The sequence below is a fragment of the Ruegeria sp. BJ3 genome, assembly GCF_056535665.1.
In genome coordinates this window covers 2,197,188-2,211,774 of record NZ_JBQFIT010000001.1, presented here as the reverse complement: position 1 = coordinate 2,211,774, position 14,587 = coordinate 2,197,188, and the positions used below count along the sequence as shown (strand labels likewise).

Here is a 14,587-nt window from a genome sequence, read left to right as displayed (position 1 = left end):
GGCATAGATGAGAATTCTTGTCATCGTTCTTGTTTCCCTGATACTGTCCGCGTGCGGAACCACTATATCTCGAGATCCTGTCAGCATCAGAGAGCTTGAAGCCCCGCAGGTTCCAGGTATCAAAAATGCCCGCTTCTGGGCCGACGACACGCCACCCAACATCAACGAGCTTCTGACCGAACGGCAGCAGCAAGCGCGAGCGGCCGGACTGCCGGACCGGCATGCCGACCTTACACTGTCCGGCGGGGCAGAAAACGGCGCCTATGCTGCGGGTATCCTGACGGCGTGGAGCGAATCCGGAACCCGCCCGGTTTTCATGAACGTGACCGGGGTGTCTACGGGCGCCCTGGCCGCCCCATTCGCCTTTTTGGGGTCTGACTACGATGACGAACTCAAACGACTTTACGGCGGCCTGCCGCCGGAACAGATCTTTGAGCGCCGCCCGATCACCCAGATTTTTTCGAAGGCGTCCGTAAAAAGCTCGGGACCTCTCCGTCGGTTGCTGGAAGACTATGTCACCGACGAATTCCTGGAAAAAATCGCCGTGCAGCACCGCCGGGGTCGCCGCTTGGTGATCCAGACGGTCAGCCTGGACGCCCAACGCCCGGTGCTATGGGATCTTGGTCGAATTGCTGCCAGTGGCGCTCCGAACGCGCGGAAGGTATTTCAGGATGCGTTGATGGCATCCGCAGCGATGCCCGGCGTGTTTCCTCCGGTATTGATCGATGTCGAAACACCGTTGGGAATTCGTGACGAGCTTCATGTCGATGGTGGCGTAGTTTCGCAATCCATGTTTGTTCCCGGATGGCGCATTCCAAGCCGGTTTACCGAAGGGACCACTTTGTATGCAATCAGAAACGGCAAGATTGATCCCGAGGCCGAGATCACAAAGCCCGGTATCGCCGATATCTCGAAACGCTCGCTCGCCACTCTCATCAAGTATCAAGGCGCGGTCGATCTGGGCGTGGCCTACGCCATCGGGCAGCGCCAGGGCGTCAGGTACAATGCCACGTGGATCGGCCCGGATTTCAACGCGCCTTTGAATGAACCCTTCGATCCGGAATACATGCAGGCCTTGTTTGACTATGGCTACATGCGTTTCAAGTCTGGAACGGTTTGGAACAGAAAGCCACCTGGATGACGCCAGTGAACCTTAGAAAATGTTGGGCCGAAGCACCGTGAATCCCGAAGCCACCTTGGTCTTCGTTCTGATCGCGGTTGCCGGTGCGATGGTGGCCAGCAACCGGGTCAGGTAAGATCTGGTCGCCCTGATCGTCGTGATCGCGCTTATCCTTTCCGGCATATTGGCGTCTGGCCAGGCGATGTCGGGATTTGGCAGCCCGGTCGTGATCATGGTGGCCGCGCTTCTGATCATTGGTGAAATGCTGGATCGCACCGGTATTGCGCACAGCATCGGAAACCTGATCCTGCGCTACGGGGGTAACAGCGAGACTCGATTGCTTGTTTTCCTCATGGTCGGTGCCGGCATTCTGGGATCTGTCATGAGTTCTACGGCCATCGTGGCGATTTTCGTCCCTATCATCCTGCGCATTGCCGCCAAAACCGGTCTCCATCAGTCGCGCCTGCTGCTTCCGATGTCATATGCAGCTTTGATCAGTGGAATGCTGACCTTGATCGCGACGGCACCCAACCTCGTCGTCAGTGATACCTTGCAGGAGGGTGGATACGAGCCGCTCGGCTTCTTCAGCTTTTTCCCGATCGGGCTGTTTGTTCTAGTGGTCGCGATCCTTTACAGCCTTACGATTGCGCGGCCCATGCTGGCCGGAGACGACGCGGCGGTCGAGGCTGAACGACCGAGCGAAGGCACGGCGTCACGGCGGGCGTCGTCCCTGAAACTGCTCGAGACTTTCGCGCTACTCGACAAGTTTTACCTCGTTTCGGTGGTTCACAAACCTCAATCCGACCTCCGCTCGATCTTCAGTGGGATAATCGCGCGCGTTCTGGCGCGCAAGCGACCGCCGAAACGCAAGGCGGACGCCTTCGTTCCAGAAATGGAACTGATGACGAGGGACGCCTGTTGGTTGTCGGGGAACCGGCAGAGCTTGCCATACTGTCGGATCAATCCGCATTTCGCGATGTCGGCGTGATCGAGGAAGAGACCACGGAATGGGGCACAGGCGTGGCATTGGCCGACATGCTTGTCCATCCGGAGGCCCGGATCATTGGGCGCACGGTCTCGGAATACGCATTTCGCGATATCCACGGTGTCGATGTCATTGGTGTGCTTCGGGGCGAAGACCGTCTGGACGACCCGTTTCGTACCGAACTCAAGGCCGGTGACCGGATCCTGATCGCCGGACCGGTGAGTAACATCGACGCCTTCGCCGAATTGAACCATGATTTCGTGCTGTTGCACTTGCCAACCGAGCGCGAATATGTCCCGCTGGTCCCGGACAAATACCTGAGTTCCCTGGCCATTCTGGTCATGATGGTTGTCCTCAGCGTCTCTGGCCTGGTGCCGGTGGTTGTGGCCGTCTTGCTGGCGGCCATCGCAGCAGTTCTGTTTCGCACCATTTCGCCCGAACGTGCCTACGGGGCGATCCACTGGAGCAGCATCGTTCTGATCGCAGGCATGCTGCCCCTTGCCGATGCCTTGCAGGTCACCGGTGGCGCGGACCTTGTTGCAGACGCGCTGATTTCTTTCGTGGGGGACGGTTCGCCAAGGGCAATGATGGGAATGCTGTTCTTCCTGACAGCGGCCCAGGGGCTGGTCCTGTCCAATACCGCGACCTCAGTTCTGGTCGCACCGATTTCCGTGACCGCCGCCGAGACCATGGGAGTGTCGCCGTATCCATTCGTCATATGTGTCCTGCTGGCAGCGTCTTCGGCCTTTTCCACCCCGGTGTCGACGCCGGTGATCACACTGGTCGTGGCACCGGGCGGCTACAGGTTTGCCGACTTCCTGAAAATCGGTTTGCCGCTGACCGTTCTTGTGGGTGTGATTGCTGTCGCGATCACACCAGTGTTCTTCCCGCTGTAGGTCAGAACCCTCCGAACGCGCCGGCAAGAAGAATGATGGCGACCAGCGCGAGGAACGGAATGACGACCGCAGTCACAAAGATATCGAAGTAGCTGTCCTTGTGAGTCAGTTTCGCGATCGCGAGAACCGTGATGACGGCCCCGTTATGGGGCAGCGCGTCCAAGGCGCCGGAAGAGACCGAAGTCACACGGTGCATGGCCTCCAACGAGGTGCCCGAGCTGTCCGCCATGGTACGGAAAGTGTCGCCGAGCGCGTCCAGCGCTATGCTCATCCCGCCCGAGGCGGACCCCGTCATGGCCGACAGGGTCGTGACCGACATCGCAACCGAAACCAGCGGGTTTCCCCCGCTGGCAGACATCAGGGCTTCGGTTACCAGGGCGAAAGCGGGCAGGGCGGCGACCACACCACCGAAACCCACCAGGCTGGCCGTGTTAAAGATCGGCAGCACTGACGCATCCGCCCCCTTGTTGAGCGTTTCGCGCAGGTCCCGGTATTGCCGCCAGTTCACAGCAATCAAGAACAGGATGGATGTGGTCAGCGCAACCACGATTGCCCAGACACCACCCACGGCTTCGACCGAGGTTTCCCCAAAAAGTGGCTTGGCCAGATAGTCGGTGTCGAGATGGGGAAGCAGAAAGGACACGAAGAGCAGGTTCACCGCCACCACGATCACGATGGGCGCCGTGGCGAGGATGATCCCCGGTGGGGTCAGGTCAGGATCGGCGGGGTCAATCTCGTTTACATCAAACCCTTCGTTTGACGTTTGCGCCCGCATGATGCTGTCAGGCTCGGGCACGGCGTCCTCGTGGGCGCCGTATCCTTCTGCGCTTGTTCTCGCCGACCGCTCGCGGAAATTGAGCCAGGCAATACCCAGGCCGAACATGATGATCGCGGCGAAGATGCCCAACCCGGGCGCGGCAAAGGCAGTGGTGCCGAAGTACGGCATCGGAATGGCATTCTGGATGGCGGGCGTGCCCGGCATCGCTGACATGGTGAAAGTGAATGCCCCCAAGGCGATCGCGCCTGGAATCAACCGTTTGGGCACGTCCGCATCACGAAACAACGCTGCGGCGATGGGAAAGATGGCAAAGGCCACCACGAAAAGCGACACCCCGCCATACGTCAGAACCGCACAGCAGATGACCACGGACAGGATCGCGTTGCCCTTGCCAAGCTTTGCGACGATCCATCGCGCAATCGCGTTTGCGGACCCGCTGTCGTCCATGAGCTTGCCGAAGATGGCCCCCAGAAAGAACAGGGGAAAGAAGGCAAAGATGAAGTCGGCCGCGTTCATCATGAAAACCTGGGTATAGGCCGCGATGGGCGGTAACCCACCGGTCAGGATCGCCGCAAGCAAGGCCATCAAAGGCGCCAGGATGAGCAACGTGATGCCTTTGAAGGCAAGGTACATCAGAAGGATCAGGGGCAGCAGGATGCCCAGCAATTCGTAACTCACAACGGCAGCTTTCGTTTGGTCCCCGGTTCAAGGTGCGCCGGTTCAAGGCTTTCTTCCCACAGCGGCTGTGGCGTCCATGTCGATTGTACGCCGATATGGGCGGCATTCTCGTCCAGCCAATCCGACGCAGCCTTGTGCCCAATGTCGAACAGGTGGCGCAGAAACGCCTCCTCGGCGTTCAGCTTGCTGGATGCGCCAAGGCCACAGAGATCGCGTTCGGCGCCGATGACGTGAAGTCGCGAATCCCTGTAGGCCTCGCGGTCGAGGTTCTCATGGTGGATGATCTCCCATAGGAAACCGAGCGCCCGCAGCTCTTTGACAAGGCTGCTGTTGAACGTGATTTCGTTGAGTCGGTTGTCAATCTCGGCGGCCGTCGTAGGAATCTCGTCCCGCTCGAACGGATTGATTTGGACAAGAATGACGTCGCGGGCCGTGGTTTCGTCAATGAGGGGAAAAAGCGGCGGGTTGCCCATGTATCCGCCATCCCAATAGGCTTCGCCGTCGATCTCCACAGCCTTGAACAGTTTTGGAAGGCAGGCCGATGCCATGACCGTGTCGACGCTGATGTCCGGTTGCCGAAAAATCTTGGGGCGCCCGGTCCGCACATTCGTTGCGCACAAGAAAAGCTTGATGTCCTCGGATCCGTTGACTAGGTCGAAGTCAAAGCACTTTGCCACGATGTCCCGCAGCGGGTTCACGTTGGCCGGGTTCAGTTGATAGGGCGAAAGCAACCGCCCGAAAATCTCGGAAGCAAGATAGGTCGGAGAATAGTCCAGCGACCAGCGACCCAAAAACCTGTCCAGCGGACCGCGTCGGATCGGGCTGAGCCGTGCAGCCCGGCTTACGTCCATCCAGTATTTCTCAAGCAGTTCCTGCGCGCGCGGGTTTCCACCCTCGAGGAGCCCTTGAACCAAAGCGACGGCATTCATCGCCCCGGCGCTGGTCCCCGAGACGCCCTGGATGTCAAGCCAGTCCTCTTCCAGAAGCCTGCTCAGCACGCCCCAGGTAAAGGCCCCGTGGGAACCGCCGCCCTGCAACGCGATGTCTACCTTCACCGCAGCCCTTTGTTCACTTGCCATGGTTTGTATCTCTGATTTCTGCGCTGTGGACGCGGCAATGCCGCCAGTATCGTTGCGATGATTGCTGTGCCTGGAGCTTTCATTGAACGGGTAGAATAGGTGACAAGGCTACAGGATGGGATGAAAAAAAGATCTGGCGGCCTGGCAGTCTGGCGCCAAAACAGCCGGGAAAGTGCTTGAATGCCCGAAAGCGCGGCATCTGGCAACGCTCTGGCAAGGGCCAGTCCGCTGTCGGGGAAAAACCTCGGACTTGCCCGAACCGGGTTTGCTTTATGGGATCGCTTACCTCAGAAACGGTACCAAGCATCGCGGTCAAACCTTCTCTGGTGTCGCCATAGGTGCCGGTAAGGGTAAACTCCATGTTGTTTCCGATCTGCTTGTAGATGCCAAACCGACCGGCCCATTCCTCATGCTCCATACCGATGTTGAAGTTCAGGTTGGGGCCACCCGGAATGGGAATGGTTCCGGCCATCTGGCTGTCGAGCTTGAGCCAGTCGGCACCGATCATCACGCGCAGGCGATGCCGCGGAAAATAGTATCCGATCTGGGGCGCAATCAAGTGTGATGTCGCTTTTGTGCCGGCTTCTTCGGTTGTTGTGGTCAACACTGTTCCGGTGACCGAGGCGAAGTAGTTGCGCCAGCCCCCCGCGAGCGTTGCGCCGCCACCGACCACAGTGGAATTGATGTCGATTTGTTCTTCGATGATTGGAGGCAGCCCAACCAGCTGACCAAGACCGGTCGTCCGGATCTTCAGGCTTCCGGTGGCTTCCAGCTTGCCAAAAAGGCCCATTAGGTTCAGGAATGGAAACGGAAACCAGTCGATCCGGACTTGGGGTGATTTCGCGTGGATGTCGATGCCTGACCCGTTGGGGTTGAAGATTGCCTCGATCGGCTCGCGTATCCCATTGATTTCAAAGCTTGAGAAAGTGAACCTTGTTGTGATGTCGTTGTACATCACGCTGACGCCGAACGGCTTGGGAAACTCGTAGCCGGCCGCCCTGGCCTGCCTGCCGAAGATCGGGAATGTCCGGTCAATGTTCACCCGCACCGGATTGTTGAACGAGGCGAGGTCCACGCGTCTCAGAGCTGCGGCACTTTTGGGTGTTACGTCGTTTCCGTCCTCATCGACATAGCTGATCGCAGTTGTCCGAACCGTCGTGACAAACTGCCCGCCATTTGGCACCAGGCCGAGGAACAAATCTCTTGCCACGATCACGTTGACCGAATCCTGGATAACATCTGTTTCGTTCTTCGCCCGAGAGAAACGGACATCCAGCGTGTAGTCTGACACGCGGGTGCCGTCGTGCAGGAAGGTGCGGCCTTCATCTAGCGTCAGAACAATCCGGGTTACGCGGTCGCCATCCACCCAGATCCGCCCCTGTAGGAAGCGGATCCACGCGATGTCTTGCGCCAGCGCAAACGGGCTGTAGCGAAACGTGTAGACGGCGGTTGACCCGTTGGAGGATTCCAGCCGGACGCTTTCAGGGTCGTATGACAGATCCAGCGATCTGATTTCGTGCTGAAGCCGCATCCTGGCTTCCAGGACACTGCGAAACCGGCGGGTCGAGGCGGTCGTCGGGGTCGGCTTGTCGAACTTCAGGACCAGATCGATCCCCGACGGGGTTCTGGGATCGAATTCAATCAACACGCGATCGCTAAGGGTTTCTTCCGCGGTACGGATCTCGATTTCGGCAAACCGGGTATAGCGCAGATCCGTTGACAATTCGGAAACCATAAGTTCCAGTGTCTTGGGATCGATCCCGCGGTCGGTTAGAGGATCGGCATTCGCGATCGCGGCGACACCGATGGCAAAGACCACAAGTGCTACGTTCGAGATCCAGCGCTTCAACATAGGAGTTGTCCTGGTTGTGTGTGCATTTGAAGGACGGGGTCGAACGGATCGCACATCGTTTGAAAGCCGATTGTCACTGCTATCGACGTCCTCTGGTTCAACGGGTTCCGACCGGGTTCTAGGGTCAAAAAACTCATGCCTTGGAAGAGAGACCTTTCCTCAACTGCAAGTATTGCTAAGGGACAAAACCTTGTCGCAAAAGTCCTGGGCCATTTTGGCTCACTTCGATTTGGACAAATCAAAGCCACCACCCATTATCAAAGCGCGTGCGAGGTCAAATCAGGGCGACAGTTTTTAGTAAACCAGTGCTGTGCACCGGGTTCTTGAGAGGTGGTTCAATTGCCAAACTACGATCAGAAGGGGGCCGTGGAGCACTTTCCCGATGGCGGAGTGCAATGCGCCGGCTCGGCTGGGACAGACGCCACGCACATGGTTGACGGCCCGATCGGCGCCTAGGTTCGGACGACGCATTCAGGAGCGGGGAAAGTGCAGGATCTACCATTCTGGAAAGCGGTTCTGATCACGCTTGGTGTTTTGGTCGCGGCCGGAAGCTATTTTTTTGTCACGTCGTTGTTTGGTCTCAAAAATCCCTGGATCGCCTTTGTTGCGGTCACCGTCTGGAGCGCCACCGGCATGAAATTGGATCAGGCGCCCGGGATCTTCGTCGGCGGTGCGGTTGGGCTTCTGATCTCCTGGTCGATTGCGGAGTTTCCTGCGCTTTTCGGCGATATCGCGGTGATCGTCCCGCTGACTGCAATCATTCTGGCCATTGCGTGCAAGATCAAGGACATGCTGCCGCTGGTCTGCAATTTCGGGCTTTTCGCCTTCCTGACCATCGGCACGGCGCCAGTCCTGTTGGAGCAGGACATGCATCTGATCTACCTGAGGGATCTGGCATTCGGCGCAGTTTGCTTCTGGTTGTTGCCATGGTTGGTCGTACGGCTGCGACCTGACCCCGCGGGACCGGAACGTTGAGGCTGCAACCACGTGAGGTCGGTCACGGGTAGTTTTCGATCGGCACGGAAAACATGGAGGATTTGAAAAATGGGACGCTGTAATAGCCGGGTGGCCTTTGTAACGGGCGCGAGCCGGGGGATCGGCAAGGCAATCGCCATGCGGCTGGCCTCGGAAGGGGCATCGGTGGTCTTGAACGCACCCGTGATGGGGGAAGAAGACGGCCTGCCGGGAACGCTCGAATCCGCCGTGGCGGATATCGAGGCAATGGGCGGCAAGGCGGCCGCGATTGCGTGCGACCTGGCGGACCCCGAGGCGCGTGCCGGGTTGATGGATCGGGCAAGCGCCTTCTTCGGACCCATCGACATTCTGGTGAACAACGCCGCCTACGGAATCATGAAGTCGCTCACCGAGATCGAAAACAGCGAGATGACCTTCATGTTCGAATTGAACGTCATCGCCCCGGTGGACCTTGCCCGGCAATGTCTGCCGGAAATGAAGAAGCGGGGGGCGGGGTGGATCCTGAACATCGGAAGCGGTTCGGCCCGGGTCGATGAACTTCCTGGTCGGGCGGGCATTCCAATCGAGGCGACGTATTCCATGGGCGGTTACGGAACGACCAAGGCCGCGCTGGACCGCGCGACTTTGGCCCTTGCCCGCGAGCTTCAACCACATGGCATTTTCGTCAATTCGATGCGCCCGACGGCCATCGTTCTGACCTCGGGGGCCGGCTTTACCCGGATGATCGCGAAGACCAATCCCGACATGCTGGAACCGGTCGAGGTGATGTCCGAAGGCGCGCTGGAGCTGTGCACGGGAAGGCATGCGGGTCGGGTGATCGCGAGCCGTGAAATCATCTTCTACGTCGGCGGCAAGGTTCACAGCCTGGACGGGAAGAAGGTCATCGGCGATGCCTTCTTGTTGGGCGACCCTGAAGGCACCACCGACTGACTACCGGCATTGATGATTCCGCTCCCGTAGCAAGCTTGCGGCTTCGGGACCTGCGGGCGGGCGGCAGTCTTGGTTGCTCATGCCCCGGAAAACACCGGCGGCGTCAAAAGATGCCGTTCTCTGCTTTCTTGATGACGGGCCACCACACGTGGTTCTCCAACATCTCGAAGTTAGCCGCTTCGGGGCCGAACCTTTGTTTGAACACCTTGAGCAGTTCCTTGTTCAGGTGGACCCCGCCGTGAACGTAATCGGCGATCGCCCGATGAAAGCTGGAGTTGAACGCAACCTGCATCTGGTTGATCTGCACACCGTGCTCGGTCCGCTCAATCGCGTTTCCCGCGTCCAGAAGGTCCAGCTGACGGCGGACAGATGTCTGGGGCATGTTGGTGTAGGTGGCCAGCGCCCGGGTGCTCCATGGCTGACGATGCACCAACAAGGCCTGGTGAACGCGTTGCAGGGGTTCGGGGTAGTTGAACCAGTCGAACGTGATTTTCCACCTTCGCCAGAGGCGCAGCTGGTCACGTTCGTCGTCGGTGTAGTCAAGTTCCATCCGGAGCATTCCAAGCTGAAGCAGAGCGATACGCAAATAAGTGATTGCCGAAACATCAAATGTCAAACTGGCATAGCGAGTTCGGGGATCAAGCCGGCGCGCCGGCAGGAGAAATTTTGGTGAGATGCGAATACGAAAGCCCCCCGCATGGCACTCTCAGGCCAGTCTTGGACAGCTGCATGCTGTCATCTTTGACAGCAGGTGGCGAGTAAGGATCAAGAGCAGTTCAGTTGTTGACCCAATGCCGGCCCGATACTGGTATCTGCTGCGGCCGACGGATGTCAGTCTTGCCGACGCGCAGCCGATGGCTGGTTGAACATCACTGCAAAAGGCATGCAGGGACAGCATTCCATGGATATTTTCCGAACCCCTGTCCTTGTTCGGTCGTGCCGAATGGCCTACACGGTCAGGACTGCTTTTCCAGCCACGGCAGGATGGTGTCCGTGTGCCTGTCGGCCAATCCTCCCTCGGTCCGGAGAATGAAACTGGCCGCGATGCCATTTCGTTGTGCAAACTCGAACCCTTCGTCCGGCCCCATTACCATCAAGGCCGTCGAAAGCGCATCCGCGGTCATTGCTTGGCGATCGACAACGGTGACAGAGGCCAGAGTATGCGCGACTGGCCGCGCGGTGCGGGGATCAATGACGTGGCTGTAGTTTCGTTCCGCCACCGTGAAGAAGTCGCGATAGTCCCCAGATGTCGCTACCGCCTGATCCTGCAACTGAAGCACGCGGTGAACCTTTCTTTCCGCCGGCTCGGGGCGTTCGATCCCGACACGCCACCCGGACTTGTCAGGCTTCTGCCCCTTGGCCCGCAGCTCGCCACCTATGTCGATGAGATAGCCGGGAACTTCCAGCGCATCCAGCATGGTCGCAAGCCGGTCCACCGCAAACCCCTTGGCAATACCGTTGAGGTCGATGGCAAGATCGGCGGTAGTCTTCCAGCAGCTGCCGTCCTTCAAGTGCAGCCCATCCATGCCGACGACACCCACCGTTTTCGAGACCTGGCGTGCACTGGGTACCTTGTGTGATCCACCAAGGGGGCCAAAACCCCAAAGGTTCACCAAGGGGCCGATCGTCGGATCGAAGGCGCCTTCGGTAAGGTCACGGATACGTCGTGCTTCTTCGACGACCTTGCAGGTGAGGTCCGAGAATGCCAACGGCGAGTTGGGCGCCGCGTCGTTGAACAATGAAACCTCGGAGTTCGCTTTGTAGGTGGACATAAGCCGGTCGACTTCGGCCAAGGTTCCAAGCACGTTCAGTTGAAGACCGTCGTCGAAGCCGAGGCCTTGGGGAAACACGATCCGGTAGTACGTGCCCATCACTCTGCCGGACAAGCTGTCCAACCCGGCTTCCTTGGCCCAAGCCGGGTAGGCGGAGCCGAGAGTCACGCCGTAAAGAACCCCGGCGGTTCCTGCTAGAAACGTCCGTCTGCTCATCATGTTATGTGCTCCGCTTTGGTGTGGTCGAACTGGGCCAATTCTAATGCTCAAGCTTCACCGGCTGAATGTCGGCTGCCACGCCGAGGCCTAGGCTGAACGGGAACGAGACATGGTGAAAGCGCGTCGTCACGTTGTCGTCATGCACTGCGAAACTGATCGTATAGGCGTTTCCGTCGCGCAGGATCTTGTCGTCCTGCGGGTGGCCGGTATCCAACGGGCGCGTCCAGGTCACGGTCCATTCTCCGTCTTTCCAAACGCCTTCCGAGCGGGCGTTGTCGGCGGCTGAACCGGTGGCGTCTTCGCGGCTGAGCAGCCGGCCCGGCAAGACATCGTCTGTCATCCAACCATGGCTTGCGTCATAGGGTTTGGCGTTTTCTTCCCGAATGATCGCAAAGGGTTTCGACAGGTCGCCCACGCTGTCCGTCGTCAGCGACAGAAGACCCGTCACCCCCTCATCGAACATGTAGATGGGGGTCATTGTCGACCGGTCGACATTCCAGCTGAACGGGCCTTTTCCTTCATCAAACAACCGGTATTCCAGAACATACCCGTCGTCTGACATGCCGACCGCATTGCTTCGCGCACCACGCCACTGCATCAGATCCAGAAAACCGCCGTCATTCTTGATTTGGGCGATTTCATCCGCCGACTTGGTCTGGTCCCAGCTCGAACCGTCATCGGTGCGGCTGGAGGGCAGGTACTTCCTTACGTCCCCGACATTCAGAACCGCGCCAAGCAGGTCATGACCGCGCACCTGTTCCGCTGTTGGGCGTTCCGGCATGTCGCGCTGGCCAAGATGACAGGTCAGCCAGCAACCCTGCTCCTGGTAGAGCGGCACCGTTCCGTCATCGATGATCATCGCGATCCGGTCTTCGTAGAGCGGTGGGGTGTCGCCGTTGCGCACCCGGTCGCTGGAACGCGGTCCGCCATAGAATTCCCACGCCTCGCCGTTGAAGCGCATGTAGTCATGCATCTGCCCGGGGCGATCCGCGTTGGTTTTCCACTGAAAACGCCAATACAGGTTTTCGGCGTCATAGGCGGCCTGAACGGCAAGGTCGATCACCCCGTTCTTGCCGTCGATGGGGTTCGGCTCGAGCCGTCCGCCGCCAACGATGCCGTCGCCAAGTGTCGCCTCGGCGTCTGTGTGGCAAGCCGAGCAGGGCTGCCCCTGCGCCACCATGAGGGCGCCGACGCCGTGTTCTTCGCTGCGAAGCCATTGCGAGCTTGAAACCCCGGGATAGAACAGCTTAATCGTCGTGGTGGGTATGTTCGACCAATCGTCCGGCGGGGCGGCAGATATCGACGCCGGCACGGCAAGGCTCCCTGCCGCCAAGACGGCTGATCCGATAATTCCTGTAACTCTACTCATGAAACATCTCCCTGACACGTTCTGCCGACGCACCCGATCGGGCGGGTCGCTTGTTGGGTGATGGCCGCAAACGGTTCGCCGCCATCAGCGCAGATCACTTTGACGCCAGCCATTCCGCGACCGCCGACAGATCCGCGTCGCTTCCAGTCCAGGCAAGCGGATGAGGCGGCCCTGCGCGCAGATAGGCCTCGATGTTGGCCGCATCGCGGCGGCCGCCGATGCCATCGATCTCTAGCCCCATCATCGTCGCTGTGATGTCCTCGCTGCTGACGGAATGACACTGGCTGCAGTTTGCGTCGATAAAGGCCTGCTTTCCGTCAACCGATGGCATGGCGTCATTGCTCGTGGTTTCCGCCGCGGCCACGCGGGTCAGCCGGTCCTGAACCCTGCGGTCGGCGGCATGGGCGATTGCCGGCGGCAGCGAGCCGACAATGTCGTCGCCACGGATCGGGGCAGGGGCGTCCGGCAGGGTCGGGTTGATCGTCGGGACCAGCTCGATACCGTGCCGGGCCGCGACTTCGACCAACAGCGCCTGACCATCCTGGGCCATGTCGACAGCTTGATCGAGGACGCGCAGGGCTTCTCCGGGGCTGTGTGCACCTGTCGAATTGGACGCACCGATCCAGTCCCAACGCATGCTGGCGCGCCGGTGATAGTCGAGCACCAGTGACAGTTCTTCGCTGATTGCGCCTTCGCGCTCGGCTGCGTCCGCAATCTGCGAGAAGGGTTCCAGTCCGGCGAGGGTTTCGCGAACCGTCGCGACGTCTTCGATCAGGGCAAGCACCGCCTTTTCAGCCGTCAGATAGGCCGCGATCACGTCCACCTGAATGTCATAGACCCGCTGATACATCTCGTCGGCGGTCATGCTGTTGTGGCAGCTCAGGCAGTTTTCGATCTTCTTCAGCGGTGAACCCATCGTGTGATCGGTCACCTGTCGCCCGTTCCACTCGGTTTTCGGCATGTGGCAGTCGACGCATCCGATCATGCTGGAATGAACCCCGCTCGACACCACTTCGAATTCCGGGTGCTGCATCTTGAGCATCGGGGCCTTGGTTACCGCGTGGGTCCAGTCCTGCGCAAACACGCCGGATTCGCGCGCGGTGTCATAGTATTCCTCGACCATCTCGAAGCGCAGGGGCTGATCCTTTGGCCACTCGGTCCAGGGATAGGTCAGGATCGCGTCCTGACCCTGAAAGTAGTATTCGACGTGGCATTGCGCGCACACATAGTCGCGCATCTCCCGCGGCGAACCTTTGAGCCCGCTCGCCGGGTCTTCTTCGTAGCCGCGCATCACCATGGCGTCGATGAATGCCTGCCTGTTCACGCGCAGACTCATGTCAGACGGGTTGTGGCAATCGTTGCAGGAACTGCCCAGTTGAGCGCCCTCGACACCATGCCCGTATTCACCGCGAAGTTTTTCGATCGTATCCCAATAGGGTGTGCGGTTGAACTCGGCCCAACCCATCTCTTCGGTGAGTATGGGGGACCAGCCGCTGTGGCAGTTCATGCATGCGCCGGGCTGGCCGTTGAAGGCGGGAAGACCATGAGCATTGAGATATTCCTTGTCGTTGCGCTTGGTCTCCATCTGGTCGATCTGCGTATAGTAGTGACCGCGATCTTCGTTGAAATCGACGGCAAAGGCATAGCCTGCCCAAAGAGCCTGCTTGCCCGGATAGCGGATCAGCTTGCTGTACGGGTAGTTGCCGCCAAAGGGGGTTGGATTGTCCATCTCTTTGGTGGTCATGTACATTTCAACGTAGTCCGGCCATTCCTCGGCCCAGGCTTCAATCCGGGGATCGTCCCCATCGGGTGAGGCAAAAACAATCGCCGCGGAAAGCGCCGAGGCAATGCCGGCTGCGGCGATCAAATCTGGTCTCGGCGTCTTCCAATCCATCAAATCTCCTCCCTTTGAACTGCAAAACTGCATTCAGTGG

Annotated in this window: 12 protein-coding genes; 5 read left to right on the top strand and 7 right to left on the bottom strand. The window is 59.2% G+C overall.

Annotated features, from left to right (window positions below; all coding sequences use genetic code 11):
• Positions 1-7 precede the first annotated feature (7 nt).
• From ACR3EL_RS11085 to ACR3EL_RS11075, 3 genes are all read left to right on the top strand, one after another.
• The gene (locus ACR3EL_RS11085; RefSeq protein ID WP_170340462.1) at positions 8-1,141 is read left to right on the top strand and encodes a patatin-like phospholipase family protein; all 1,134 of its coding nucleotides are present in this window, start codon (positions 8-10) and stop codon (positions 1,139-1,141) included.
• A gap of 118 nt (positions 1,142-1,259) precedes the next feature.
• Positions 1,260-2,108 carry an SLC13 family permease gene (locus tag ACR3EL_RS11080; RefSeq protein WP_480722459.1) on the top strand — a complete coding sequence of 283 codons (849 nt, stop codon included), beginning with the start codon at positions 1,260-1,262 and terminating at the stop codon, positions 2,106-2,108.
• A complete protein-coding gene (locus tag ACR3EL_RS11075; protein WP_480721588.1) occupies positions 2,039-3,001 on the top strand; it encodes an SLC13 family permease in 963 nt (320 codons plus the stop codon). The genes ACR3EL_RS11080 and ACR3EL_RS11075 overlap by 70 nt, the downstream gene beginning before the upstream one ends.
• A 1-nt stretch (position 3,002) precedes the next feature.
• On the opposite strand, the gene ACR3EL_RS11070 is transcribed toward ACR3EL_RS11075, so the two are convergent.
• The 3 genes from ACR3EL_RS11070 to ACR3EL_RS11060 all read right to left on the bottom strand — a co-directional run bounded on the left by ACR3EL_RS11070 (position 3,003) and on the right by ACR3EL_RS11060 (position 7,355).
• Positions 3,003-4,457: a GntP family permease gene (locus ACR3EL_RS11070; protein ID WP_315901672.1), complete on the bottom strand. Its 1,455-nt coding sequence runs from the start codon at positions 4,455-4,457 to the stop codon at positions 3,003-3,005.
• Entirely contained in the window at positions 4,454-5,536 is a 1,083-nt protein-coding gene (locus ACR3EL_RS11065; protein ID WP_170368202.1) for a patatin-like phospholipase family protein, read from the bottom strand. Before ACR3EL_RS11065 ends, ACR3EL_RS11070 begins: the two co-directional genes overlap by 4 nt.
• 79 nt (positions 5,537-5,615) lie before the next feature.
• Entirely contained in the window at positions 5,616-7,355 is a 1,740-nt protein-coding gene (locus tag ACR3EL_RS11060; protein ID WP_170340469.1) for a hypothetical protein, read from the bottom strand.
• A gap of 519 nt (positions 7,356-7,874) precedes the next feature.
• On the opposite strand from ACR3EL_RS11060, the gene ACR3EL_RS11055 reads away from it, so the two are divergent.
• Together ACR3EL_RS11055 and ACR3EL_RS11050 are read left to right on the top strand one after the other, a co-directional pair.
• Positions 7,875-8,363 (top strand): hypothetical protein, encoded by a 489-nt coding sequence (locus tag ACR3EL_RS11055; protein WP_170340471.1) that lies wholly within the window; start codon positions 7,875-7,877, stop codon positions 8,361-8,363.
• Positions 8,364-8,432: 69 nt separating this feature from the next.
• Entirely contained in the window at positions 8,433-9,293 is an 861-nt protein-coding gene (locus ACR3EL_RS11050; protein ID WP_170340473.1) for an SDR family NAD(P)-dependent oxidoreductase, read from the top strand.
• A 103-nt stretch (positions 9,294-9,396) separates the two neighbouring features.
• Here ACR3EL_RS11050 and ACR3EL_RS11045 read toward each other — a convergent pair whose 3' ends face one another.
• The 4 genes from ACR3EL_RS11045 to ACR3EL_RS11030 form a co-directional block, all read right to left on the bottom strand.
• Positions 9,397-9,843, bottom strand: a complete 447-nt coding sequence (locus ACR3EL_RS11045) for a hypothetical protein (protein ID WP_170340475.1) — start codon at positions 9,841-9,843, stop codon at positions 9,397-9,399.
• Positions 9,844-10,249: 406 nt separating this feature from the next.
• Positions 10,250-11,281 carry an FAD:protein FMN transferase gene (locus ACR3EL_RS11040; protein WP_217358613.1) on the bottom strand — a complete coding sequence of 344 codons (1,032 nt, stop codon included), beginning with the start codon at positions 11,279-11,281 and terminating at the stop codon, positions 10,250-10,252.
• 43 nt (positions 11,282-11,324) lie between these two features.
• Entirely contained in the window at positions 11,325-12,653 is a 1,329-nt protein-coding gene (locus ACR3EL_RS11035) for an ethylbenzene dehydrogenase-related protein (RefSeq protein WP_170340479.1), read from the bottom strand.
• 94 nt (positions 12,654-12,747) lie between these two features.
• Positions 12,748-14,547, bottom strand: a complete 1,800-nt coding sequence (locus tag ACR3EL_RS11030) for an ammonia-forming cytochrome c nitrite reductase subunit c552 (protein WP_170340481.1) — start codon at positions 14,545-14,547, stop codon at positions 12,748-12,750.
• Positions 14,548-14,587 lie beyond the last annotated feature (40 nt).